The sequence below is a fragment of the Variovorax sp. AC194 genome (assembly GCF_979257995.1).
Genome location: NZ_OZ409823.1, coordinates 1918406 through 1941200 on the forward strand (window position 1 = coordinate 1918406; position 22795 = coordinate 1941200).

The window sequence follows — 22795 nt, forward strand, 5'->3', positions numbered from 1 at the left end:
GCCGGAGGGTCAACGCGAACTGCTCATGGCCTCGAAGCCTTGCGCAAGATCGCGCTGCAGATCGGCCGGCGCTTCCAGGCCGATGTGCAGCCGCACGACCGCGCCGCGCGCGCTCCAGTCGGTCACGCTGCGCGCGGCGCGCATGTTGGTCCAGGCCACGAGGCTTTCATAACCGCCCCACGACGAGCCGCGGCCGAAGAGCGCGAGCGCATCGACGAAGCGCTCGACCGCCGCGTTCTCGGTGCCTTGCTTGAACTCGAACGAGAGGAGCCCGTTGGTGCCGTTGCAATCGCGCTTCCAGATCTCATGGCCGGGGTGCTGCGGCAGCGCGGGGCAGAACACCGTCGCCACCTCGGGCCGCGCCTGGAGCCAGTGCGCCACCTCGAGCGCATGCCGCTCGTGCATTTGCAGCCGCGCGGAGAGCGTGCGCATGCCGCGCAGCACCAGCCAGGCATCGTCGGGGCTCACGGTCATGCCGAAGGCGTCGCAACGCTCGTTGAGCGGCTGCCACGCCTCGCGCGTGGTGGCGACGGTGCCCATCATCACGTCGGAATGGCCCGAGAGGTACTTGGTGGCGGCCATGGTGGAAATGTCCGCGCCGAGCGCGAGCGGCCGGTACTGCACGCCCGATCCCCAGGTGTTGTCGGCCGCGAGCAGCGCGCCGCGCGCATGCGCGAGCTCAGCGAGCCTGGGCAGGTCGCACATCTCGTAGACCAGCGAGCCGGGGCACTCGGCGTAGACGAGGCGCGTGGTGGGCTCGAAGAGGTCTTCGATGCCGCTGCCGTCCGCCGCGAAGAAGCTGCTGCGGATGCCGTAGGGTTCGAGAAACGAATGCACGAGGTTGCGCGTGGGCTCGTACACGCTGTCGGACATCAGCACATGGTCGCCGGGCTTCAGGTACGACAGCAGCACCATGCCGATGGCCGCAAGGCCCGTCGGAAAGAGGCGCGTGCGGTAGGCGCCTTCGAGTTCGCTCACCGCGTCTTCGAGCGCGAAGGTGGTGGGCGTGCCGCGCGCGCCGTAGCTGAAGGCGCGCTCGTCGTCGCGGCGCGCGCGGGTGTCGCGCATCGCGGCCACGCTGTCGAACAGCACGGTGCTGGCGCGCACCAGCGGCGTGTTGACGGGCGTGCCACCGAAATAGGCAGGCGATTTGCCGGTGCGCGTGAGCCGCGTGTCGAGCGCCTGTGCAGCGGGGTCTTCTTTGTGCGAGTCGGACATGGTGGGGTTCTGTCGAGCGTGGGCCAGGCCTCTATGGTGCGCTAACCGATGAATCAATCCGCCTTCGCGCCGGAGAGTTTGACGATGCGGGACCACCGGTCGATGTCTTGCTTGAGCTGCGCGGCGAAGGCTTCGGACGAGTTGGCCACCACTTCGCTGCCGCCGTCGTTCACCAGCTTGGTCACCTCGGGCAGGCGCAGCGTGCGCACGATGGCTTCGTTCAGATAAGCCACGCGCTCGGGCGGCGTGCCGGCCGGCGCGAAGAAGCCGTACCAGTCTTCGAAGCGCGCGCCCGCGTAGCCCAGTTCCTCGAGCGTCGGCGACTTGGCGAATACGCCGATGCGGCGCGGGCTGGTCACCGCGAGCACGCGCAGCTTGCCGTTCTGCACGAGGCCCGCCACCGAGGCGGTGGAGGTGACGAGCACATCGACCTGTCCGCCGAGCAGGTCGGTGAGCGCGGGGCCGGCGCCCTTGTAGGGCACGTGGGTCATGTCGATGCCGTTGTCCTTGGCGAGCACCACGCCCACCAGGTGCGAAAGCGTGCCGTTGCCCGGCGTCGCATAGGTCACCTTGCCGGGCGCGGCCTTGGCCTTCATGGCGAGATCGGCAAAGCTCTTGAGCGCCGAGTTGGCATCGACCACGAGCGCGAGCGGCGCGGCGTTGATCTGCGTGATCGGGATGAAGTTCTTGATGGGGTCGAAGCCGGCCGAGGCGTAAAGCGTGGGGTTCACCGCCATGATCGACACCTGCGAGGTGAGCACGGTGTAGCCGTCGGGCCTGGCGTCGGCCACCGTCTTGGCGCCGATGTTGCCGCCCGCGCCGCCGCGGTTGTCGACGACCGCCGCCTGGCCCATGATTTCCGGCAGCCGCGTGGTGACCAGCCGCGCCGTCGCATCGTTGCCGCCGCCGGGCGGGAAGGGCGAGATGAACTTCACCGTCTGCGAGGGAAAGCCGTTGCGCGCGGGCAGCGGTTCGGCCGATGCGGGCTGCAAGGCCAGTGCCGCGAGCCATGTGGCGGCAATGGAAAGGCGGGCAAGGCGGGCACAACGTGAGACGCGAAAAGCAGACGACATGGCAGGACTCCTGGGGATAGGAACGGACAACGACGAGCGGAAGGAAAGCGGTGGCTAGGTGTGCGATGCGGCAGCGGGCAGCCTGAAAGCCGCGCGCTCCTGCGCATCGAGCTGCGCGACGAGGCCGGTCTCCCACGCGAGGTAGCGGCGCGCGGCCTCCTTGTTGCCGTCGTGCCGGTCGTGCACGAAGAACAGGTAGTCGATGCAGTCGGCATCGGCGGGCAGCACGGGTGTCGCCTCGATGGGCAGGCCGGCGGCGCGCCATGCGGCCATGCCGCCTTCGAGGAGCAATGGTGCGTGGTCCGTGAGTTCGGACGCGGCGGCCCAGGCGGCGAGCGCGGCCTCGTCGGCGACCAGCACGGTCTGGCGCGCCTCGCCCTTCATGTCGGCGGCCAGGCGCGGACGGATCGACCAGCGCGCCTGCGGGATGTGGCCGGCGCGGAATTGCATGCTGCCGCGCAGATCGACCAGCGCGACATCGCCTTGCGCTAGGCGGGCGCACAGCGCCTGTGCATCGATGGTCTTCAATGCGGGCGCGTTCGGCGCGGCGGCAGGGGCCAGCGACAGCCCACTCGCCAGCCCGCCTTCGAGCACGCTCGCGTCGTGCCCCATCTGCCGCAGCCAGCTCGCGATGGTCGGTGCGCGCACGCCGTCGTTGTCGAACAGCACGAGCCGCGCACCGCGCACGCCGAAGTACTGGTCGCCGGCCTGCATCAGCTGGCCGCCGGGCGTGTGCTGCGCACCGGGCAGGCTCCCGGCCGCGAACTCCTCGGGCGTGCGCACGTCGCAGAGGAAGAGGGTGCGGCCAGTTTCCGCGGCCCATTGCTGCACGGTGTTCGCGGACATCGTGGGCACGTCGAAGCGTTCGGCCAGCGCCTTGGCCGCGGGCCGCAAGTCGGTGTTGCCGCTGTCGGCCGCATAGCGCTGCGTGCCGCCGTGCCCGAGCGTGTGGTCGTTCAGGTACCAGCCCTGCGTGCCGTTCTCCAGCGCATAGACGGGGTTGGGCAGCCCGAGGTTGATGAGCGTCTGCGCGCCGATGATGCTGCGCGTGCGCCCCGCGCAGTTGATGACGATCGGCGTGGTCGTGTCGGGCACGAGGCGCCGCACGCGGTAGGCCAGTTCGCCGTTGGGGCAGCAGGTCGCGCCCGGGATGTTCATCTTGTGGAACTCGCTGACCGGGCGGCCGTCGAGCACCACGACCTTGTTGTTGCGCGCGAGCATGCCGGCCAGTTCGTTGGCGCTGACGCGGGGCGTGTGATACGTCTCCTCGGCCAGTTCGCCGAAGGTCTTGGACGGCAGGTTGACGCCGGCGAAGAGCACGTAGCCCGCGGCCTTCCAGGCGGGTGCGCCGCCTTGCAGAACGTGCACGTCGGTGTAGCCCAACCCAGCGAGTTGCGCGGCTGCGCGCTGGGCCACGTCGGATTCACCATCGTCATACGCGACCACGCGCACGCCGCGGCGCGGCACGAGGCGCGGTGCATCGACTTCGAGCCGGCTGAAGGGCAGAGGGATGCCGTAGAACAGGTGCGCCTCGCCGTACTGGCCGTGCTCGCGCACGTCGAGCAGCGCGATCTCGCCGCCGTCGTGCAGCCAGGATTTGAGGGTCTTCGGGTCGATGTGAGAAGTCATGAATGCAAGTCGTTGGGACGAACGCGGTCCTGCAAGGCGCGCGCCTCGCATGAAGAAGATGGATCGGAGAAGGTGGTGGGGGTCTAGCGGCGCGTCTGCACGCCGATGCCCATCGTCTGGTACGTGCCTGCAGCCATGTCGTAGGCGGTGCGTGCGTTCAGCGTCTCCAGCGCGCGGCCGTACATGTGCAGGTGGCGAATGACCTGCTCGCCCTGGATCTCGACCGAATGGATGTCTTCGGGCATCAGCGCGATGCCCTTGCCGGGCGCGACGATGACAAGTTCAGTCTCTTTCAACTTGCCGACGCCCGGCACGGCACCGTCGTCGGTGCGCGCATACACGCGGTTGTGCTCGGTGCCTTCGACGGCCGCGATGCAGGCCCAGGTCGTGTGGTTGTGCGGCACGATCTTCTTGCCCGGGCGCATCACGTTCAGGTACAGCGCGTAGCTCTGGTCCGGGTCTTCGGCGATCAGGTAGCGGGCCTGGGGCTCGCCCGCTTCGGGCGCCGGAAAGTCGGCCGCGCCCCAGTACTCGGCGTGCGCGGCCAGGTCTTGCAGCGATTCGAGCACCGCATCGAGTTTTTCGCGGGTCGGTTCAGCGCCGCCGATGGCTTTCTTCATTTCGCCGATCGATGCCTCGACCGCCTGGCGGCGTTGCTCGGATGGGGTGCTCATGCGGTTTCTCCAGTGGGGTTGCCTGTTTCGTGTGCATTCACTGTAGTGACGGCGGCGTGACGCCACAATCCAAGCGGCGCAAGAAACACATCAATAAAATTAATGTATGCCCACGCTCGATCTTGAACTGCTGCGCTCGTTCGCGGCCGTCGTCAGCCACCACAGCTTTGCGGCGGCGGCCGTGCATCTCGCGCGCACGCAGTCGGCCATCACGCAGCAGATGCAGCGGCTCGAAGAGCAGATCGGCCATCCGCTCTTCGTCAAGCAGGGCCGCCAGAAGCGGCTGACCGAGCACGGCGAGCGCCTGCTGAGCTATGCGCACCACATGCTCGCGCTCAACGACGAGGCGCTGCGCAGCCTTCGGCAAGGCCAGCTCGAAGGCAACCTGCGCATCGGCGCGCCGCACGACGTGGCCGAGACGATGCTGCCGCTGTTGCTGACCGAGGTGGCGCGCACCTCGCCCCTGTTGCAGCTGGACATCCACATCGGCCGCAGCCCTTACCTGATGACATCGCTCAAGAGCGGCGAGGTCGACATGATCATCTCCAACCGCGCCGATCCGCAGTCGCAGTTCGAAGGCGTGGTGCTGCGCAATTCGCCCACCGTGTGGCTGTGCGCCGCGGGCTATGTGCACGACCCGACGAAGCCGGTGCCGCTCATCATGGCGGACGGGCCGAGCATCTTTCGCCGCATCGGGCACGAGGCGCTCGATGCGGCGGGCGTGGCATGGACGCCGCGCTACACCTCGTCGAGCCTCATCGGCATCAAGGCGGCGCTGCGGGCGGGGCTCGGCGTGACGGCGCGCGGCGTGGAGCAGCTCGACGCGGGCCTGCGCGTGCTGGGCGCGGGTGACGGCATGCCGCGGCTGCCCGATCTTGCGTACTACCTGTACGTGCGCAGCCATGTGGTGAACCCGGTCACGCGGCAGGTGTTCGAGACGCTGAAGAAGCACCTGCGCTTGCCGCGGACCGACATGCCGGCCTGAGTGGCTTGGAGGGGCTTGCGGCAGCGCCGAATCCGCCGGCACCTTCTTCGCGTAATCGATGGGCGTGCGAAAGATCCCATCGGCTTCGAGACAAAGGTGTTCATGAAATTTCCCTCTGGCCTGGTTTCGAAGCCCTGGCTGCTTGGTGCGCTGTTGAGCAGTGCCGCAGCGTCCGCCCAGCAGACCCACCTGCCTGCCATCGAGGTCGTCGGTCCGCGCGATGCCGTCGTCGGCACAGCCGACAGCGCCAGCGAAGGCGCGGTGGAGCGCGAGTCGTTCCAGACCCGGCCCAAGCTGCGCCCCGGCGACATCGTCGAGGCGGTGCCCGGCGTGGTCGCCACGCAGCACTCGGGCGACGGCAAGGCCAACCAGTATTTCCTGCGCGGCTTCAACCTGGACCACGGCACCGATTTCGCCGTCACCGTCGACGGCATGCCGGTGAACATGCCCACGCACGGACACGGCCAGGGCTATGCCGACCTGAACTTCCTCATTCCCGAGCTCGTCTCGGGCGTGCGCTACCGCAAGGGGCCGTACTTCGCCGAGGGCGGCGACTTCTCGCTCGCGGGCAGCGCATCGCTGGACTACTTCAGCGTGCTGGAGGCGCCCTTTGCCGAAGTCACGCTTGGCGCCCGCAACTTCAAGCGCCTGCTGGCCGCGGGCTCGAAGACCCGCGAGGACCAGACCTGGCTGGGTGCCATCGAGATCGAGGGCAACGACGGCCCCTGGGACGTGCCCGAGAACCTGCGCAAGGTGAGCGCCGTGGCGCGCTACTCGCAGGGCTCGCCCACGCGCGGCTTCAGCCTCACCGGCATGGCCTACAAGAGCCGCTGGACCGCGACCGACCAGGTGCCCGGGCGCCTGATCGACAGCGGCGAGCTCTCGCGCTTCGGCTCGCTCAACCCCACCGACGGCGGCAGCACCCAGCGCGTGAGCCTGTCGGGCAAGTGGTTCGACAAGGGGCCGGAGGGCGAGACGACGGTGAGCGCCTATGCCATCGACTACCGCTTCGACCTCTTCTCCGACTTCACCTATTTCCTGAACAACCCGGTCAACGGCGACCAGTTCGAGCAGACCGACCGCCGGCGCATCTTCGGCGCGCAGGCCGCCCGCACGATGCCCACGAAGTTCGGCGGCCTGGACGGCGTGCTGAGCTTCGGTGCGAGCTGGCGCGGCGACCGGATCTCGGAGGTGGGCCTCTACAACACGCAGGCCCGCGAGCGGCTGGCCACGGTGCGCAGCGACAAGGTCTCGCAGGACCTTGTCTCCGTGTACGGCCAGCAGCTGGTGTATTTCACCGAGCGCCTGCGCGGCTACGCGGGCGTGCGCGGCGACATGCTGCGCTACCGCGTCGATGGGCGCGAGCCCATCTATGGCGCGGTCAACAGCGGCAAGGGGCACGACGCGATCGCCAGCCCCAAGGCGGGCCTGGCCTTCGCGCTGACGCCGCAGCACGAGCTGTACCTGAACGCGGGCGTGGGCTTTCACAGCAACGACGTGCGCGGCGCGACCATCGCCATCGATCCGGCCAGCGGCGCGGCTGCCGAGCGCGTGCCGGCGCTGGTCAAGGGGCGGGGCGCGGAGGTGGGCTGGCGCTTCCAGCCGGACGAGAACTTCACCGCGACGGTGGCGCTGTGGCAACTGAGGCTGGACTCCGAGCTCGTGTATGTCGGCGATGCCGGCACCACCGAGCCCGGGCGCGCGAGCAGCCGCCGCGGCATCGAGGCGACGCTGCGCTGGAAGCTGGCCCGCGCCTGGCGCATGGAGCTGGACGGCGCGGTGTCGCGCGCGCGTTTCAGGGGGCGCGCGCCCGAGGGCGAGGGCAACTACATCGACAACGCGGTCGAGAAGGTGCTGGCCGCGGGCGTCACTTACACCGAAGGCCCGCTGACGGCATCGCTGCGGCTGCGCTACCTGGGTCCGCGTGCGCTGGACACCACCAACAGCATTCGCTCGCGCTCGGCCACGCTTGTGAACTTCGGCGCGCGCTATGCCGTCAACAAGCACCTAACGCTGGGGCTCGATGTGTTCAACCTGGCCGGCAAGAAGGGCAACGACATCGAGTACGCCTATGCGTCGTGCACGGCGGGCGAAGTGACGACGGGCGCTTGCAACGGCGGCGTGAACGACCGGCATGTGCATCCGATGGAGCCGCGCACCGCGCGTGTCAGCGCACGCTGGACGTTCTGAGCGCCGTGCGGTCCGCGTCAGTTCATCGGGGTGAGGTGCGAATGCGGATGCGCCGGCGAATGCGCGTGCGCATGCGGCGTCGCGTCGTCCGTCAGCGCCACGACATTCGCGTGGCCGTGGCGAACGCCGCGCAGCGAGATCATCTGGTCCACCACGCCTTGCACGGCGGCCACCGGACCGCGCAGCACCACGCACTCCATGCAGCTGCCGTGGTCCAGCGGCGTCTGGTGGCAGGCGACGGCCATGCCATGGTGCGCATGGCGCAGCGCCAGCAGCCGCGAGGCCAGCGCGAGCTCGCGCGTGTCGTACACGTAGCTGACGTTCGCGATGCACGAGGACACGGCCGCGTCGAACTGCATGCCCCGCAGGCCCGCGCGGCCCAGCCCGTAGCGGATCAGGTCGCGCACGGCTTCGGAGCGGCTCGTGTAGCGCTTCTGCGCAATGAGCATCTCGAACTGCCGTGCGAGTTGCGCGTCGAGGGAAATGGTGAAGCGGTTCATCGGCGGTATGCCTGCAGGTACGCGAGCCGCCACCCGCCGGATTCAGCGCGCCTGTCTTCCCTTCCCTTCTCTTCTTTTTCTTTTCTCAGGAGAACGGCAGCACCTTCACGTCGAGCACCCGTTCGCACAGCCACACCGTGGCCAGCGCCACCGCAGCCATCGAGCCGCCGTGCAAGACCAGCGGCGGATACCGCCGCCAGTTGCGCAAGGCCAGCAGCACCGCGAGCGCCACGGCCACCACCGCCAGTTGGCCGGCCTCCACCCCCAGGTTGAACTGCAGCAGCGCGAGCACGAACTGGCGCGTCGGCAGTTCGAGTTCGCCCAGGGCGCCCGCGAAGCCGAAGCCGTGGATCAGGCCGAAGAGAAAACTGAAGAGCTTGCGGCGCCCGCGCAGCACCGGCCAGATGTTGTCCAGCGCCGCCACGATGATGGTGACCGCGATGGCGGGCTCGATGATGCGCGGCGAAATCGTCACGATCTTCAGCCCCGCGAGCGCCAGCGTGATCGAGTGCGCGATGGTGAACATCGTCACGATGCCCAGCATCGGCCAGGCCGCGTCCTTCCATGCGAGCACCGGCGTCCAGCCGCCGCCCTGGCGTTTCAGCACGGCGGGCAGCAGGAGGCAGATCAGGAACAGGATGTGGTCGTAGCCGATCAGGATGTGATGGATGCCGTCGGCGAAGAAGCTGGCGGGCGCCGCGGCTTCTTGCGCCCCCGCCCACGCGATGGAGACGGGGCCGGCCGACGGGTCCAGCGAGCGAAGCAGCGGCGTGGCGGCGCCCCTGGTTTCGGCGCGCAGCAGGCCGCGGTGCGTCGGGTCCACGTCCTGGAAGAGGCGGTAGTCGATGGACAGCGCATCGGCCGCGCCGCAGGGTGCGCGCATCTGCAGCACGAGGTAGGCACCGTCGATGCGGTTCTCGATGGCGGGCGCCTGGGTTTCGGCGGGCACGCACTGGCCACCCTGAAGCCGCAGCCGCCCCAGCGCGTAGGCCTTGATGTCGCCCAGGCGTGTGCGCACCTCGCCCCAGGAAAGTTTCTGGTCGGCGTTGGCGTCCAGGTCCAGCACCGCATCGAGGTCGCGCAGCGCGATGTCCCAGCGCAGGTCGATGCGGTCGCCATCGCGCGAGAGTTGCAGGTAGGCGTCGCTGGCCTTGTGGGCGTGCGCCGGAAGCACGAGCAAGGCGAGCATCCAGAAGAACAGCGAGGCCAGCAGGGAGCGACGTGTGCGCGAGGTCATGGCGTGGCGTTCAAAGCAGCGCGTCGACACGCGCATCGCGCAGACCGATCTGCTGCACCAGGGCCCTGACTTCGGCGCGCGCCGGCTCGTCCTTCGCCGCGACGGCCGCGCGTGCGAACAGCAGCAGGTCGATGGGTTCGCGCTGCAGCTTCACGTTGAGCCTGGCGAGGTCGAGCGCGCGCCTTGCATCGCCTTCGACGTCGAGCGCGAACATCGCTTCCTCGCGCGCATGGACCGCGGTGGTGCCGGGCCGCTCGGCGGCCGCGCCGAAGCGGGCCTTGAGTTCGTCCGCGTCCGCGCCCGCGCCCCCGAGACCGCGCGCGGCGATGGCCATGCGCAGCAGCACGGCATCGCTGCGCGCCTCGGTGTCGAGCAGCGCGGGAATTTCCTTCGGCCGGCCGGCGCGCTGAAGGTAGTCGCTGTAGGCGAGCAGCAGATAGCCCGAGCGCTCGGCCTGCAACGCGCGGCGATAGGCGGCGTCGGCCTCGGCGGGGCGGCCGGCGAGCTCCTCGATTTCGGCCAGGCTCGTGAGCAGCCACTGGCGCGTGCCGGCCTGCTCGCGGGCCCGGAGCTGCGGGTCGTCCAGCAGCTTCTTCAAGGTGCCTCGCGCCTCGTCGTGGTTGCCTCGCAGGCCGGCGTTTTCCGCGATGCACGCGAGCGCGTAGAGCGCCGGTCCGACCCGGCCGAGGGCGCGGCAGGCCGCGTCCGATTCGCTGTAGCGGCCGCGCACGCGGTAGATGGTGGCCAGCGTGATCCAGGCCTGTGCGTTGGACGGTTGCCGGGTGAGCGCGGTCTTCAGCAGCGCCTCCGCGCCGTCGAAGTCATGCAGGAACTGCGCGACGGTGGCGCGCATCACCAGCACGGCCGGTGGCGTCTCGTTGGACGGCATGGCGGCCCAGTGGGCGAGGGCGCCCATGGCATGGCCGGCGTAGCGCGCGTCGCCCTGCGATCTCGCGAGTTCGAGGTAGCGGGCGGCGGCGGCGATGGCCACGGTCGCGTCGGTCGGCCGCTGCTGGAGCTCGCGGCGCAGCGTGCGCGCCTCGCGCGACCATCCGGCGACCGAGGGCAGCGATTCGACGACCTCGTGGTCGTCTGTGGGAACGCGGGGCGCGGCGCCGACCGAGGTCGTCGCCGCGGCTATCCAGAGGGCCGCGGCCCACGCCTGCAATGCGTACCGCGTGGGCAGGCGCCGGCGCATCGCCGTCACTCGGTGGAGACGGGGTCCTTGGTTTCCGAGGTCGGCGGCGGATCGAACATCGCGACGTCCGCGGCCTCGGCCATGTCGAGCCCGCCGCCGGTCACCAGCGCCTTGACGTAGGCAATGAAGGTGTCGTACGCATCCGCTTGGGGCGGGGGCATCGTCGGCGGCTGGCCCCCGCCGGCGGGCGGGAAGGGATAGAAGCTGAAACCCCCGCCGCCGCCGCCACCACCGCAGCCCGCGAGGGTTGCAGCGACCAGGAGCGGGCCGGCGACGCGATAGAACTTGTTCTTCGTCATGGCGTTCTCCTTATTGAGCGCCTGGCAGCGGCGTGTTCAGGTAGGGGAAGGTTTCCGGGAACTGCGCCGCGCTCTGCATCGCGCCGTCGGTGATCGGCGCCGAGCCCGCGGGCGCGTCGGACGGCTTGCAGCCGACCTTGAGCGTGTCGTTGGCGCCGGTGGCCACGCACAGCACGCCCATGGCCACGCGCAGTTCCGCATCGACCACGTCGTCGCCGGGGCGGCGGCCGTTCGGGAAGCCGGCCAGGTCGTTGCCCAGCACGCCCAGGTTGTTCTGGCCGGCCTTGGGTGTCGGCGCGGTGCCGGTGTTCAGCCGCAGCATTTCCGAGGCGGTCACGTTCGCGGGCTTGTTGACGCCTTCCACGCCGGTCAGGAACGCGGCCACGAGGTCGGTGCGCGGGAAGTTCGTCGGTGCCGGCGCGCCAGGGAACAGCGTCTGCACGAGCGCGGGCAGCGTCGGGTTGGTCACGTAGTCGGCGAACTGGCCGTCGTCCTTCGGCCTGGAGCTGTTGAAGCGGTCCTTGTCCTTCAGGCCGATGACGACCTCGTTGACCAGCGGCATGCCCAGGCGCGAGACCTGCGCCCATGCGCCGCCGGCCAGCGTGGTGGTGCCGTGGCCGCGCTTGGGCGGGCTGGCCACGAGCTGGCCCTGGCGCACGCTCGCGGTGGTCCAGCCGCCGATGATCGGCTTGCCGGCCGTGGTGACGCAGGCGATGGGCACTTCGAGCGCCATGGTGGTGACGTTCTTGCCCGCGAGCGCATCGGGGTTGCCGTTCGGCGCGCCGAGCGGGTTCAGGTTGATCAGGTCGAAGACCTGGCCCAGCGCCACGCTGAACGGGTCCTTGCGCTGCCCGACGAACACGCGCCCCGGTGCCGCGCAGCCCGGGATGTTGACGTTGTAGAGATGCTGGGCCGCATAGGCGGCGTAGCCCGTGGGGCCGCCGAAGGTCTTGTCGCCGATGTTGTCGGTGGGCTTGTCGAATTCCTTGACGCCGCCGGCCGCGGTGATGGCCTCGCTCACCCCGGTGCGGCGGTCGCCGCGCACGATGTTCAGCGTGAAGGTCTCGCGCAGGTTGCTGGTGGCCTGGTTCGGGCCCGTGATGCCGCCGGCCTGCACCAGCGGAATGGAGACCTGCTTGCCGGCGATCGGCAGCTGGATGTCGCGCAGCGTGTTCTTGAAGCGGAACTGGAAGGTGATGTTCTCGACCGCATCGCCGTCGGTGTCCAGGTGGATCTCGTAGAGCGCGTTCGGGTCCATCGCGAAGTAGTTCGGGCCGCCGTACGGGCTCTGGTCGGGCTGGTAGTTCGCGATGAGGGTGACGTAGTCCTGGCGGCCGGTCTCGTAGCTGCGGAACATGTAGAAGTCGGTGGCATCCACCTTCGGCGTGCCGGCAATCGAGGGCGCCTCGCGGTGACTGGAGGCGAAAGCGCCGGATGCCGTCAGCGTGCAGGCCGCGAGAACGCAGGCGTGCAAGGGAATTCGAACGAAATTCATGGCTGTCACCCTCGGTAGGAGTCGGTTATGGAAGAGGTCCAGACCGAATACGGAGACAAGCGGCAATCGGTTTGTCGGACAGCAGGCCGGGAACTTCATACGAAATGCGCGCTGCGTCATACGGGCGGTGACATATCTCCCGTTTTCGGCGACTTTGTGACGCGAGGCCTTGCGGGGGTGACGATTGTTCGCAGTGTTATCCGGCGCGGCCGGAACACTGGGGCGATGACTTCATCTCGCACGCTTCGCGTCCAAAGCCCTGCCATTCCCTTTGTCCTCGGCCGCCCGGCGCTCGAGCCCGTGCGGTTGTCGGGCCGGGAATGCGTCAATGCACTGTTCGAGTACGAACTGCTGCTCAAGACGCCCGACGACCTGAACCTCGGCGCCAGCGGCGCGGCGGACTTCGATCTCGATGACTTCATCGGCCGCGAGATCGGCTGCCTCATCGAACTGGACGAAGGCGCGCCCCGCGAGATCAACGCGCTCATCACCGATGCGGCCTTCTGGGGCGAGGAGGGGCGGCATGTGCAGTACAGGCTCACCCTGCGCCCGTGGCTGCACCTGGCCACCTTGTCCACCGACTGCAGGATCTTCCAGAACCTGAACGTCGTGCAGGTCCTCGATGCGCTGCTGGCCGACTACGCCTTCCCCATCGACAAGCGGCTGATGGAAACGTACCCCGTGCGCGACTACCAGGTCCAGTACAACGAAAGCGACTTCGATTTCTTCTGTCGCCTCTGCGAGGAGTGGGGCATCAGCTACCACTTCGCGCATTCCGAAGGGAAGCACCGCCTGGTCCTCTGCGATGCGATGGGCGCGTACGGCCCCTGCGAGAGCGCCGCATACCGGGAGGTGGAATACCACCCGCCCGGCTGGAAGCTCGATGCCGAATACCTGCACAGCGTCGTTCCCTGCCATCGGCTCACCAGCGGTCAGTACGCCAGCCGCGACTACGACTACACGCGGCCCCGCGCCGACCTCGGCGCGAGCCGCAAGGACCCGCGCCCGACCGGGCAGGCCGACCAGGAGGTCTACCAATGGCACCACGGCTCGGCCGGCAGTCACAGTGCGCAACCTCGCGCGGGCATGGACGCAGCCAACGATCCGCAAGGCGAGGGCCGCCAACTCGCCCTGCTGCGGATGCAGGCACTGCGAACCCACGGGGCGAGGGTGCAGGCCAGCGGCAATCTCCGCGGCATGGTGGCGGGCAGCACGTTCAGGCTCGCAAGGCATCCGAGGGAAAGTGCCAACGCCGAGTACCTGATCATCGAGACCCGCTTTCTCATCGAGGACGTCGCGCAGGACAGCCAGGTCAAGGAGGCGGCTGCCGACAGAAAGCAGCAGTGGCGCATCAGCGTCGACTTGACGGCCCATCCCGTCGCCGAAGTGCTTCGCCCGGTGCACACGCGCTCGAAGCCCTTCACGCACGGCCCGCACGTTGCCGTCGTCGTAGGGCCTGAAGGCCAGAACCTCTGGACCGATGAACTCGGCCGCATCAAGGTGCAATTTCCCTGGGACCGGCTGGGCCTGAGGAACCAGCACAGCACCTGCTGGATTCGCGTGAGCTCGCCCTGGGCCGGCAACCAGCTGGGCGGCGTGCAGATCCCGCGCATCGGGCAGGAGGTCATCGTCGATTTCATCGGCGGCGATCCGGACCTGCCGGTGTGCACGGGGCGCGTGCACAACCAGTCGAACCTGCCGCCGTGGACGCTGCCCGGCCAGGCGGCGCTCTCGGGTTTCAGGTCGAGAGAGCTGACCAAGGAAGGCGGCAACAGCGCCGCGGGACGCAGCAACCACCTGGTCCTGGACGACACCGACGCGAAGATCCAGGCGCAGCTCAAGTCCGACCACCAGCACAGCCAGCTGAGCCTGGGGCACATCACGCGCATCGAGGACAACGCCGGGCGCAAGGACCCGCGCGGCGAGGGCTTCGAGCTGCGCACCGATGGGCATGGCGTCGTGAGGGCCGCGGACGGGCTGCTCATCACCACCGAGGTGCGCGGCAATGCGGCCGGCCACATCAAGTCCATGGACGAGACGCTGGCGCGGCTCACAGGAAGCCGCGAGCGGCATGAGAGCTTGTCGACGGCCGCCCAGCAGGCTGAAGCTCATGCGGCAGGCGACCAGGATGCGGTGACCCGGGTGCTGAAGGCGCAGAACGACGCGATCAAGGGATCGGGCGGGAAGCCGGCCGAGGGCCGTTTCTCCGAACTGGCCGAACCGCATCTCGTGCTGGCCAGCCCTGCGGGCATCCAGAGCACGACGGCGCAGTCCACCCACATGGCCAGCGGCGAGCATCACGCGCTGACAAGCGGCGGCCACACCAGCGTGAGCGCGGGCAAGAGCTTCCTGGTCAGCGTGCAGCAGGCCATCCGGATGTTCTCGTACAAGGCCGGCATCCGGCTGGTGGCGGCCGGCGCGAACATCGAGTTCAAGGCGCTGCAGCAGAGCATCCACCTGCTGGCCAAGCTCGACATCACCCACGCCGCCAACCGCATCACGATCACCGCGAAAGAAGAACTGGTGGTCAACGGCGGCGGCAGTTTCAGCCGCTGGAATGCGCAGGGTATCCAGCACGGCACCCAGGGGACGTGGGTCGAGCACGCGGCCAGTCACTCGTTGATCGGGCCGATGAACCGGCCGGTCGATACGACGGCCTTTCCGCGCCCCGAGTTGCACCTTGCTTCCCGCAAGGACGCGGCGTATCCCTTCTCGCTCTGAACGCCGCCATGATCATCAGTCCTCCCTTCCTGCCCGATCGCGCGGGCTCATCCGAAGAAGCGTGGCTCGACGCCGCGATGGCACAGCCCGCTTCGCGATTGGCTAGCACCCATGCACCCGAAGGCTCGTTTCCCTTGAGCCTGAAGCTGGGGTGGCACAACGGGATTCACATCCAGGCGCCTTCGTCGGGCGGCGCTTATCTGCCCGTGCGTGCCGTTGCCGACGGCAAGGTGGTTTTCGTCCACGCGCCGACGGTGCAGAACAACGACGTCGCCCATCCGCTCAACTACAACCCTTTTCATGCCGACACGCCCACGGCCGCGTGGACCAGCGATGGGTTTGTCGTCATCGAGCACAGGACCGAGATCGGTGCGGAAGGGACCGCTGTCACCGAGGTCGTCTACTACAGCGCCTGCATGCACATGGCCAGCATCGCGAACTGTCCGCGAACGAGAGCGCCTTGGACGATCGGCGATGCCGTCTACCGAAAAGAAGAGCTGGGCGCACCTGGCCAGATCTACGGCCACGACGGGCAGGTTCATTTCGAGATCTGCTGCGACGAAGCCAACCTCCGACGGCTGACCCGACGTGGGCCCGATTGGGTCGATCCGTTGGACCCGCCGCCGCCCACTGCCGATGGCCGCAGCGACAGCGTCTTCGGCAGCGTGTATGTCTATCTGCCCGCCGGCACCACCACCAGCACGAATCAACCGGCCAGCCATTTGCGCACAGTCAGCAATGCAGGCGGTGGCAATGCGACCGGTGGCCAACCCTCACCCCACACGCTGCGCAACCCGCAGTGGGTGCAGATCACCTGCGAGAAGGGCGTTGCGACGCTCACCAGCTGCGACAGGTTGGGTACGCGCATCGGTGCACCGCGCAGCGACAGCCGGTACGACTACATCAGCAGCGGCAGCGCGTCGGCCGCAGTCAAGGCTGCGGCAAGCCAGAGTTTCGAATACGACCTGTATACCGTCTGCAACGATCGCCACGGCGCGCTGGACGTCGCGACGCGCGCCGCGAGCAGCCCCAGCGGCTGGTACGAGTTGCTGCGCTTCGGGCGCAATCTGGGAGCGGACCCATTGCCCACGAATGCCGCCCACTGGCGCAAGATCGTCACGCCAGCGGGCGAGGTCTGGGCCGACCTGAACGCGCCAGGCACCTTCAAGTTCAGCGATGCGGACTTCCTGCCGGTCATGGGTTGGAACTGCTTCGACGACGACCCGAATGCGGACCTTCGATGCGACTCGCTTCGCATGAAAACGCTGATCCGCGATCTGGACCCGACGAACGACCGGCGCATGGACCGCGTCGAGTTGGCCAAGCGGCTCGGTGACGCTGGTGTGAGAGAGAAACTGCGCAGAGTGATCTGCAAGTTTCCGTGCGAGTGGGATCAGAAGACCGTAGAGACTCGCTACGGGTGGCTGGAGACCGAAGATTTCAAGCCAACCGATGACGACGCCACAGGCGCGCAGAAGTGGGATCGCTTTGTGAAGCACGCCCGTGCGATCACTTTCACTGATCTACCAAAGCCATTCCAGGAAGCTGACTGGCGATTCCACCCAAGGGAGTTCATCGGCTTGATGCGCAAGTGTGGATGGTTAAGTTTGAGAGAGATTGCTCAGTTGCTTCCGAGAAGATCGGTGGCTGCCGGACGCGTAAGTTGGGTGGAGTCTGTGCGGCGATTCCGCGATGGATCGACACAAGGCAATGGCATGCCGCCCGGCCTGCAGATCGCCCTCGACAAGGCGTTTCGCAAATATGGACTGACGGAGTCCGCCCTGCGACAAGCACACTTCATGAGTCAGTGCCTGCAGGAAACGGGTGCATTGCAATACAACACGGAAACAGGAAACGATCGCTATCTGCGAACGATGTACGAAGTCATCACGCCTGTAGAAGCTGGCGCCGACTACGACGATCGCGGCGGCGTTGCGTGGCGGCTTGGAATGGTCTATCACAAGGTAAACGGGCATCGTGTCCTTTACAGCAGGAACGAGTATGTCGCTCTGCGGCCAGCGCAAGTGCAGGCCAAAGCGCAGTCACTCGGCAACGTCCAGCCTGGTGACGGTCAGCGATTCAGGGGACGAGGTCTTGTTCAGCTGACCGGACGCGTCAACTACTCAAGTTATGCGAGCTATCGAGGAAGGAACTACACCATTGACCCCAACCCGGCCTCGTTGGCTGCGGATGCATTCATATCGACGGATGTGGCGCTGAAGTACTGGATCAATGCGGGAACCTTGAGAGGCGCAAGCATCAGCCACTTGGCTGACGCCGGAACTTCGCCCCAGACGATCGAACTGGTGACACGTGCCGTGAACGGTGGAATCACGCATCTGGAGAATCGCGCGGAATATTTTGGCTACGTCTGGAGCTTGTTGAATGACGAACCTATGCCGAGGGATAGCAGCACTATCGAGAGGCAGAAGGAAGGCACATGAATCACCTGAAACGTGCCTGCCACGCAGTGGTCGCGGCAGCCACGATTGCGACCCTTTCGGCAGGCTTGTGCGAGGTGAGGGCCAAGCCAACGGTTCCCTCACACTGCAAACCAGGCGAAGTCACCTATTTTTCCTGCGAGCTTGAAAGGGCCAAAAAAGTCGTCTCGCTTTGCGGCCCGTCAACCGTTCGCGAATCTAGCCCTGCAGCAGGATTGGAGTACCGATATGGGGATCCTCCTTCCATCGAGTTGACGCTACCTTCCCGGCACAACCGCACAGCGAATTTCTTTCGAGGAGAGCACCTGAATCCATATGAGGAAAGCACTGTTGTCGATTCGGTTCTTTTCGAATCGGCGGGAGTGTCTTATGGCATTTCGGTGCGAGATGGCAAAAGCAAGTTCACCGGCGTGTGGCGGGCAGAGGGGAAAAAATACAAGGAGCAAGCTTGCTCGAAGAAAGTTGACAGCGGCTCCCTCCCTGACTTGGTCCTGCGATTGCCACCGCCCTGAGGACGGTACGTCAGCTCGAACAGATTCGCCCGCAGGATCAAAGACAAAGTGCGCCTGAAATTTTTCTAGGAGAACAAGCTATGAAATGGATGGCCTGCTTGCTATTGCTGTCGCTCATTGCCCCGACGTACTCTCAACAAAGAATGAGAGGTGGAGAGTTTTCTGAAAACCTCAAATCCAAATGCCGGTTGAAATTTGGCAGGGAAGTTGTTGAAAAAATAGATGATGCAGATTTGATTGTGTCGAAAATAGATGGCCGAGATCATTTCTCCGCTGAGTTCACTTTAAAAATTCAAGAGGCGAGAAAAGAAGTAGAGGCCCGAGTGGATATATATTGTTCGGCGCAAGGAAATTCGATGGAGACGTCGCAATCTTCCGCGACACCTCGTGACCGGATCGAGCAAGAAGATTCAGGCGGCCGCTACTACAGGCACGTAGCGTGGCAAAGAAATACGTCCGGGATCAAATGGAAAGGGCAGGTCGCGCATGTCGATGCTCTCCATGGCGATGGAGCCGTATTGCCGATGAATTTCTATCTGGCTTGCCTGAGAGTAGAAGGCAACGTGTGCCTTCAAATCGACGTTCAGCCGCCAAGAACGGCAACAGGAAAAGTGCATTCGACCATCATGAGAATGATCGGCCGCATCGAGTATTTCGATTGAGGGGCAGCAGGCGACTCGCTCAGGTCGACCAGATCCGCGGCTTAGCCGCAGGCAATCCCCAAAGCTCGCCTCTCCACGCCTGCCACACCTGCCGCAGCAATTGCATCGCCGGCTCCACCACCGGCGCCAGCACGCGCAGCACGACGACCTCGGCATGCGGACTCGTCGCACCAGCACTGTCGAACAACCCGTGCGCCTCGAGCAGCGCGCGCGCATGCGCAAGCAAGGCTTCGCGGCGCGCCCGCGTGGCCGGCGAGCCCGACACGAAGAACAGCGATGCGATGCACTTGTGCCCGCCGAAGCCCAGCGGACTTTGCAGCAACCGCTGGTCCGCCGCATCGATGCGCCCGCGCTCCAGCCACACCCCGGGCACCTCGATGTGCTGCAGATAGGTGCCCCGCTCGAACGGCTGGTTCGCGTTCGGCAGGCCGAGCGCGGTCACGTCCCATCCGATCATCTCGGCGCCCGGTTCGACCTCGATGGTCAGCCGGTTCTCCGCCTGGCAGCCGCTGTAGCAGATCGCCTCCAGCGGCAGCCATTCGAGTCGCGCGCCCCGGGCGAGCCGGATGCGCGTGCGTTGCAGCGCCAGTTCGCCTTCGGAGCGGTAGAAGCGCGAGGCACCCGGCGTGGTGATCAGGCCGTGGCTGCCATCCGCGCCCTCGATGTCGATGTCGAGCGTGTCGCCGCCGACCAAGCCACCGGGCGGATGCACCAACACGTTGTGGCAGATCGCGTCGCCCTCGGGGTACAGGCTCTGCAGGATGCGCAGCGGCCCGTCGTGGCGGAAACGGGCGACGGTGCGGTCGGATTCTTGTCGATAGTCGAGATGGAGATGGGCGTGCCAGGGCATGCGCCGAGTCTATCGAGCAGTGAAGCCGTGCAAGTCGCTCAAACCTTCCAGGCGCCGTCGTGTGCAGCCGCCGACTCGTCCAGCAACGCCGGCCCGATGCATTCGATCGGATGCGGCGACGCGCGGAACACATCGCGGCACGACAGCTCCGCATCGCGCTGGTTCTGCCGCTCGCCGCGGAACACGCGCAGGCGTTCGGCGTCGATGCCGAACACCACGCGGCCGATGTTCGACCAGAAGATCGCGCCCGCGCACATCACGCAGGGTTCGCCCGAGGCATAGAGCGTCGCGCCCGCGAGCGCTTCGCGCGAGATGCCGCGGCCGGCCAGCGCGCGGACTGCGTTCGTCTCGGCGTGGCCGGTGCAGTCGCCTGTCTCGCCCGTGTTGTTGTAGGCCTCGGCCAGCACCTCGCCCTCGGCCGAGACGATGACCGGGCCGAAGGGCCGGTTGCCGCGGCGGCGCGCGAGGTGCGACCAGCCGATGGCCTTGCGCAGATACCGCCCGTCGCGCTCGTCGAGCGCGGTTTCTTCGGGGAGCGAGGTGGTGTTGTTTGTGTTGCTGAAATTCATGCCTTGGAGATCATGCGTTCAATCACGCGTTCGTTATGCGATGGGAGCATCGAGGTGTTGAAGATGGCGTCAGCCGCGGGCTTGACCTTGAGTCCGAAGACCTCGGCCACCTCGTCGACCTGTTGCTCCAGCGTGAGCTTCCTGATGTCGCCGAGGCCGTGGCCGCGCGTGTCCGCCGCGCCCACATATTGCGCCGTGACGCCCCAGCGTTCAAGCTCGATCTTCTCCTCGAGGATGGGCTCGCGCTGGCGCATGGCGGCGATGCTCGGCGCGGGGTTGGCGAAGGTCTCGACGATGGCGCGGTTGGTCGCACGCAGGAACGCGGCGACCACCTTCGGGTTCTGCGCGATGAGGTTGCTGCTCGCGAGGATCGCGTTGCCATACAGGTTGACGCCCGCGTCCGCGTATTTCAGCACCGAGAGCTCCTCGGGTTTCATGCGCGCGAAGAGCGAGATGGCCGAGTCGTGGAAGTAAGTGGCGGCATCGACGTCGCCGCGCACCATCACGTTGTCGCGCGCGCTGAAGTCGGTGGTCTGCCACTGGAAGGCGTCGCTGCGCATGCCCTGCTTGCGCGCGACCATCGGCCAGGCGCGGCGGGTCGATTCGACAGCGGCCGCGGCGACCTTCTTGCCCTGCAGGCTCTTGAAGTCGGCCGTCACGCCGCGGTCCTTGCGGCCGATGATCACGAAGGGCGCGCGGTTGTAGTACTGGTACACGGCCTGCACCATCGGCGTGCCCGGGTTCTGCGCGTTGAACTCGACCAGCGAGCTGATGTCGCCCAGGCCCATCTGGTAGACGCCGCTCGCGATGCGCGTGATCGAGGCGACCGAGCCGGCACCGGTGTCGATGGTCACGTCGAGGCCTTCGTCCTTGTAGTAGCCCTTGGCGTGCGCGAGGAAGAAGGGCGCGGTCTGGCCGTTGATGCGGAAGTCGAGCGTGAACTTGATCGGAGTGAGCTTGCCGGTGCCTTGGGCCAGGACTGAAGGGGCGGCAAGGGTCGCGGCGCTGGCCGCTAGAAAGAATCGACGTTGCATGGGGGGCCTCGGAATCTTCGGGTCTTGAAAAAACCTTCCGCTGCAAGACGATCAAGAAAGCAGAAGGCGCTTCAAGAGCAATTTCCGGGCGGGCGCACGTTGATGGTGCGTGCGCTGCTGAACGCTTCTACTCTTGCCCGCATCCATGCACGACGCATGCCAAGGGCTTTCGCTCGGGGTTTTCTCGGGCTTTGCGTGGAAAGGCGTGCATCGGCCAGCGGGGCGCGCCACAATCCGGGCGCGCAATTTGCAAGGCAGCTTGCGCAGAGTAGAAGCGTTCAGCCGCGCGATGCCCCACGCATCCCGGCAGGAAATTGCTCTTTCAGGTTCGTACGTACCCACGCGCAACACAGAAGGAGTTCCACGCATGCTCGTTACCCGACAACCCGTCTTCCGCAAGTTCTGGCATGCCGTCATGCCGCTCACCGAACTGGCCGCTGGCCCCAAGCCTTTCAGGCTGTTGGGCGAAGACATCGTTCTCTTCATCGACGCCGACGGCCAGCCCGCCGCGCTGCGCGACCGCTGCTGCCACCGCACCGCGAAGCTCTCCAAGGGCTGGTGCGTCGATGGGCAAGGCAAGGCCTGCGGACAGGGCGCAATCCAGTGCGGCTACCACGGCTGGACCTACGACCGCAGCGGCCAGGTCATCCGCATTCCGCAGTACGAGGCCGACCGCAAGATCTCGCCCGAGTACCGCACCACCGCCTACCGTTGCACGGCGCGCTACGGCTACGCGTGGGTGGCGCTGGAGGAGCCCATCGCCGACATCCCCGACATTCCGGAGTTCGCAGACCCGGGCTATCGCACGATCTTCCAGTTCCACGAAGAGTGGCAGACGAGCCCGATGCGCGCGCTCGAAAATTCATTCGACAACTCGCACTTCAGCTTCGTGCACCGCGCCACCTTCGGCGTGGCCGCGAGCCCGAAGCCGAGCAAGTACGAGCTGGTGGAAAACGAATCGGGCTTCTACGCCGAGACGGTCATCGAGGCGACCAACCCACCCAAGTTCCACGCGATCAGCGGCGTGACCGATGCGATCACCACGCGCCACATGCGCAACGCTTATTTCCTGCCGTTCTCGCGCCGGCTCGACATCGAGTACCCGAGCGGCGTGCGCCACATCATCATCAACTGCTTCACGCCCATCGACGACGGGCGCATGCAGCTGTGCCAATGGCTCTTTCGCAACGACACCGAGGCCGACTGCGCGGCGCAGATGCTGATCGACTTCGACGCGGAGATCACGCGCGAGGACAAGGACATCCTCGAATCGACCGACCCCGATGCGCTGGTCGATACGCGGCGGCGCGGCGTGGAGTATTCGATGGAGTCGGACCGGCCCGGCATGCTGATCCGCAAGCACCTGATGCAGTTGCTTGCGAAGCACGGGGAGGCGGAAGTGCACCGCGGGAATTCCGCGGGCCCCGTCATCACCACCACCGTTCGGGCTGAGCTTGTCGAAGCCTCGCGCAGCGCTTCGACAAGCTCAGCGTGAACGGTTCGGGGGC

19 protein-coding genes are annotated in these 22795 nt (G+C 66.8%); 7 read left to right on the forward strand and 12 right to left on the reverse strand.

Features of this window, described 5'->3' with window-relative positions; translation table 11 throughout:
* Nucleotides 1-9: 9 nt before the first annotated feature.
* From metC to ACZYRS_RS09310, 4 genes are all read right to left on the reverse strand, one after another.
* On the reverse strand, nucleotides 10-1218 hold the full coding sequence (gene metC, locus ACZYRS_RS09295) for a cystathionine beta-lyase (protein ID WP_463418990.1): 1209 nt from the start codon (nucleotides 1216-1218) through the stop codon (nucleotides 10-12).
* Between the two features lie 53 nt (nucleotides 1219-1271).
* A complete protein-coding gene (locus tag ACZYRS_RS09300; RefSeq protein WP_463418991.1) occupies nucleotides 1272-2291 on the reverse strand; it encodes a Bug family tripartite tricarboxylate transporter substrate binding protein in 1020 nt (339 codons plus the stop codon).
* 54 nt (nucleotides 2292-2345) lie between these two features.
* Nucleotides 2346-3920, reverse strand: coding sequence for a rhodanese-like domain-containing protein (locus ACZYRS_RS09305; protein ID WP_463418992.1), 1575 nt, complete (start codon nucleotides 3918-3920; stop codon nucleotides 2346-2348).
* Nucleotides 3921-4003: 83 nt separating this feature from the next.
* Entirely contained in the window at nucleotides 4004-4594 is a 591-nt protein-coding gene (locus ACZYRS_RS09310; RefSeq protein ID WP_463418993.1) for a cysteine dioxygenase family protein, read from the reverse strand.
* Nucleotides 4595-4700: 106 nt separating this feature from the next.
* On the opposite strand from ACZYRS_RS09310, the gene ACZYRS_RS09315 reads away from it, so the two are divergent.
* Both ACZYRS_RS09315 and ACZYRS_RS09320 read left to right on the forward strand, forming a co-directional pair.
* Nucleotides 4701-5579: a LysR substrate-binding domain-containing protein gene (locus ACZYRS_RS09315; RefSeq protein WP_198786765.1), complete on the forward strand. Its 879-nt coding sequence runs from the start codon at nucleotides 4701-4703 to the stop codon at nucleotides 5577-5579.
* Nucleotides 5580-5681: 102 nt separating this feature from the next.
* Nucleotides 5682-7769 carry a TonB-dependent receptor gene (locus ACZYRS_RS09320; protein ID WP_463418994.1) on the forward strand — a complete coding sequence of 696 codons (2088 nt, stop codon included), beginning with the start codon at nucleotides 5682-5684 and terminating at the stop codon, nucleotides 7767-7769.
* A 17-nt stretch (nucleotides 7770-7786) separates the two neighbouring features.
* Here ACZYRS_RS09320 and nikR read toward each other — a convergent pair whose 3' ends face one another.
* From nikR to ACZYRS_RS09345, 5 genes are all read right to left on the reverse strand, one after another.
* Nucleotides 7787-8269, reverse strand: a complete 483-nt coding sequence (nikR, locus tag ACZYRS_RS09325) for a nickel-responsive transcriptional regulator NikR (RefSeq protein ID WP_463418995.1) — start codon at nucleotides 8267-8269, stop codon at nucleotides 7787-7789.
* An 85-nt stretch (nucleotides 8270-8354) separates the two neighbouring features.
* The gene (locus ACZYRS_RS09330) at nucleotides 8355-9506 is read right to left on the reverse strand and encodes a HupE/UreJ family protein (protein ID WP_463418996.1); all 1152 of its coding nucleotides are present in this window, start codon (nucleotides 9504-9506) and stop codon (nucleotides 8355-8357) included.
* Nucleotides 9507-9516: 10 nt separating this feature from the next.
* The gene (locus ACZYRS_RS09335) at nucleotides 9517-10704 is read right to left on the reverse strand and encodes a tetratricopeptide repeat protein (protein WP_463418997.1); all 1188 of its coding nucleotides are present in this window, start codon (nucleotides 10702-10704) and stop codon (nucleotides 9517-9519) included.
* A gap of 5 nt (nucleotides 10705-10709) precedes the next feature.
* Nucleotides 10710-11003, reverse strand: a complete 294-nt coding sequence (locus tag ACZYRS_RS09340; protein ID WP_198786769.1) for a hypothetical protein — start codon at nucleotides 11001-11003, stop codon at nucleotides 10710-10712.
* A 10-nt stretch (nucleotides 11004-11013) separates the two neighbouring features.
* Nucleotides 11014-12498, reverse strand: a complete 1485-nt coding sequence (locus tag ACZYRS_RS09345) for a DUF4331 domain-containing protein (protein ID WP_463418998.1) — start codon at nucleotides 12496-12498, stop codon at nucleotides 11014-11016.
* Between the two features lie 225 nt (nucleotides 12499-12723).
* Here ACZYRS_RS09345 and ACZYRS_RS09350 point away from each other — a divergent pair, with 225 nt between their 5' ends.
* The 4 genes from ACZYRS_RS09350 to ACZYRS_RS09365 all read left to right on the forward strand — a co-directional run bounded on the left by ACZYRS_RS09350 (nucleotide 12724) and on the right by ACZYRS_RS09365 (nucleotide 18834).
* Nucleotides 12724-15219 carry a type VI secretion system Vgr family protein gene (locus ACZYRS_RS09350; RefSeq protein ID WP_463418999.1) on the forward strand — a complete coding sequence of 832 codons (2496 nt, stop codon included), beginning with the start codon at nucleotides 12724-12726 and terminating at the stop codon, nucleotides 15217-15219.
* Between the two features lie 8 nt (nucleotides 15220-15227).
* Nucleotides 15228-17663 carry a hypothetical protein gene (locus ACZYRS_RS09355; RefSeq protein WP_463419000.1) on the forward strand — a complete coding sequence of 812 codons (2436 nt, stop codon included), beginning with the start codon at nucleotides 15228-15230 and terminating at the stop codon, nucleotides 17661-17663.
* The gene (locus ACZYRS_RS09360) at nucleotides 17660-18172 is read left to right on the forward strand and encodes a hypothetical protein (protein WP_463419001.1); all 513 of its coding nucleotides are present in this window, start codon (nucleotides 17660-17662) and stop codon (nucleotides 18170-18172) included. The genes ACZYRS_RS09355 and ACZYRS_RS09360 overlap by 4 nt, the downstream gene beginning before the upstream one ends.
* 80 nt (nucleotides 18173-18252) lie before the next feature.
* The gene (locus tag ACZYRS_RS09365) at nucleotides 18253-18834 is read left to right on the forward strand and encodes a hypothetical protein (protein WP_463419002.1); all 582 of its coding nucleotides are present in this window, start codon (nucleotides 18253-18255) and stop codon (nucleotides 18832-18834) included.
* Between the two features lie 19 nt (nucleotides 18835-18853).
* Here the strand turns inward: ACZYRS_RS09365 and ACZYRS_RS09370 are convergent, their stop codons facing one another.
* The 3 genes from ACZYRS_RS09370 to ACZYRS_RS09380 are packed head-to-tail and all read right to left on the reverse strand — an operon-like array spanning nucleotide 18854 to nucleotide 21287.
* Nucleotides 18854-19684 carry an urease accessory protein UreD gene (locus ACZYRS_RS09370; protein ID WP_463419003.1) on the reverse strand — a complete coding sequence of 277 codons (831 nt, stop codon included), beginning with the start codon at nucleotides 19682-19684 and terminating at the stop codon, nucleotides 18854-18856.
* A 38-nt stretch (nucleotides 19685-19722) separates the two neighbouring features.
* Nucleotides 19723-20253, reverse strand: a complete 531-nt coding sequence (locus ACZYRS_RS09375; protein ID WP_463419004.1) for a nucleoside deaminase — start codon at nucleotides 20251-20253, stop codon at nucleotides 19723-19725.
* Nucleotides 20250-21287, reverse strand: a complete 1038-nt coding sequence (locus ACZYRS_RS09380; protein WP_463419005.1) for an ABC transporter substrate-binding protein — start codon at nucleotides 21285-21287, stop codon at nucleotides 20250-20252. The genes ACZYRS_RS09375 and ACZYRS_RS09380 overlap by 4 nt, the downstream gene beginning before the upstream one ends.
* Nucleotides 21288-21654: 367 nt before the next feature.
* Between ACZYRS_RS09380 and ACZYRS_RS09385 the strand changes: the two genes are divergently transcribed.
* Nucleotides 21655-22782, forward strand: a complete 1128-nt coding sequence (locus tag ACZYRS_RS09385; RefSeq protein ID WP_463419006.1) for an aromatic ring-hydroxylating dioxygenase subunit alpha — start codon at nucleotides 21655-21657, stop codon at nucleotides 22780-22782.
* The last annotated feature ends 13 nt before the right edge of the window (nucleotides 22783-22795 follow it).

Coding starts and splice junctions, on each gene's coding strand:
- metC (WP_463418990.1), bottom strand. CDS start 1,218: ATGTCCGACTCGCACAAAGAAGACCCCGCTGCACAGGCGCTCGACACG.
- ACZYRS_RS09300 (WP_463418991.1), bottom strand. CDS start 2,291: ATGTCGTCTGCTTTTCGCGTCTCACGTTGTGCCCGCCTTGCCCGCCTT.
- ACZYRS_RS09305 (WP_463418992.1), bottom strand. CDS start 3,920: ATGACTTCTCACATCGACCCGAAGACCCTCAAATCCTGGCTGCACGAC.
- ACZYRS_RS09310 (WP_463418993.1), bottom strand. CDS start 4,594: ATGAGCACCCCATCCGAGCAACGCCGCCAGGCGGTCGAGGCATCGATC.
- ACZYRS_RS09315 (WP_198786765.1), top strand. CDS start 4,701: ATGCCCACGCTCGATCTTGAACTGCTGCGCTCGTTCGCGGCCGTCGTC.
- ACZYRS_RS09320 (WP_463418994.1), top strand. CDS start 5,682: ATGAAATTTCCCTCTGGCCTGGTTTCGAAGCCCTGGCTGCTTGGTGCG.
- nikR (WP_463418995.1), bottom strand. CDS start 8,269: ATGAACCGCTTCACCATTTCCCTCGACGCGCAACTCGCACGGCAGTTC.
- ACZYRS_RS09330 (WP_463418996.1), bottom strand. CDS start 9,506: ATGACCTCGCGCACACGTCGCTCCCTGCTGGCCTCGCTGTTCTTCTGG.
- ACZYRS_RS09335 (WP_463418997.1), bottom strand. CDS start 10,704: ATGCGCCGGCGCCTGCCCACGCGGTACGCATTGCAGGCGTGGGCCGCG.
- ACZYRS_RS09340 (WP_198786769.1), bottom strand. CDS start 11,003: ATGACGAAGAACAAGTTCTATCGCGTCGCCGGCCCGCTCCTGGTCGCT.
- ACZYRS_RS09345 (WP_463418998.1), bottom strand. CDS start 12,498: ATGAATTTCGTTCGAATTCCCTTGCACGCCTGCGTTCTCGCGGCCTGC.
- ACZYRS_RS09350 (WP_463418999.1), top strand. CDS start 12,724: ATGACTTCATCTCGCACGCTTCGCGTCCAAAGCCCTGCCATTCCCTTT.
- ACZYRS_RS09355 (WP_463419000.1), top strand. CDS start 15,228: ATGATCATCAGTCCTCCCTTCCTGCCCGATCGCGCGGGCTCATCCGAA.
- ACZYRS_RS09360 (WP_463419001.1), top strand. CDS start 17,660: ATGAATCACCTGAAACGTGCCTGCCACGCAGTGGTCGCGGCAGCCACG.
- ACZYRS_RS09365 (WP_463419002.1), top strand. CDS start 18,253: ATGAAATGGATGGCCTGCTTGCTATTGCTGTCGCTCATTGCCCCGACG.
- ACZYRS_RS09370 (WP_463419003.1), bottom strand. CDS start 19,684: ATGCCCTGGCACGCCCATCTCCATCTCGACTATCGACAAGAATCCGAC.
- ACZYRS_RS09375 (WP_463419004.1), bottom strand. CDS start 20,253: ATGAATTTCAGCAACACAAACAACACCACCTCGCTCCCCGAAGAAACC.
- ACZYRS_RS09380 (WP_463419005.1), bottom strand. CDS start 21,287: ATGCAACGTCGATTCTTTCTAGCGGCCAGCGCCGCGACCCTTGCCGCC.
- ACZYRS_RS09385 (WP_463419006.1), top strand. CDS start 21,655: ATGCTCGTTACCCGACAACCCGTCTTCCGCAAGTTCTGGCATGCCGTC.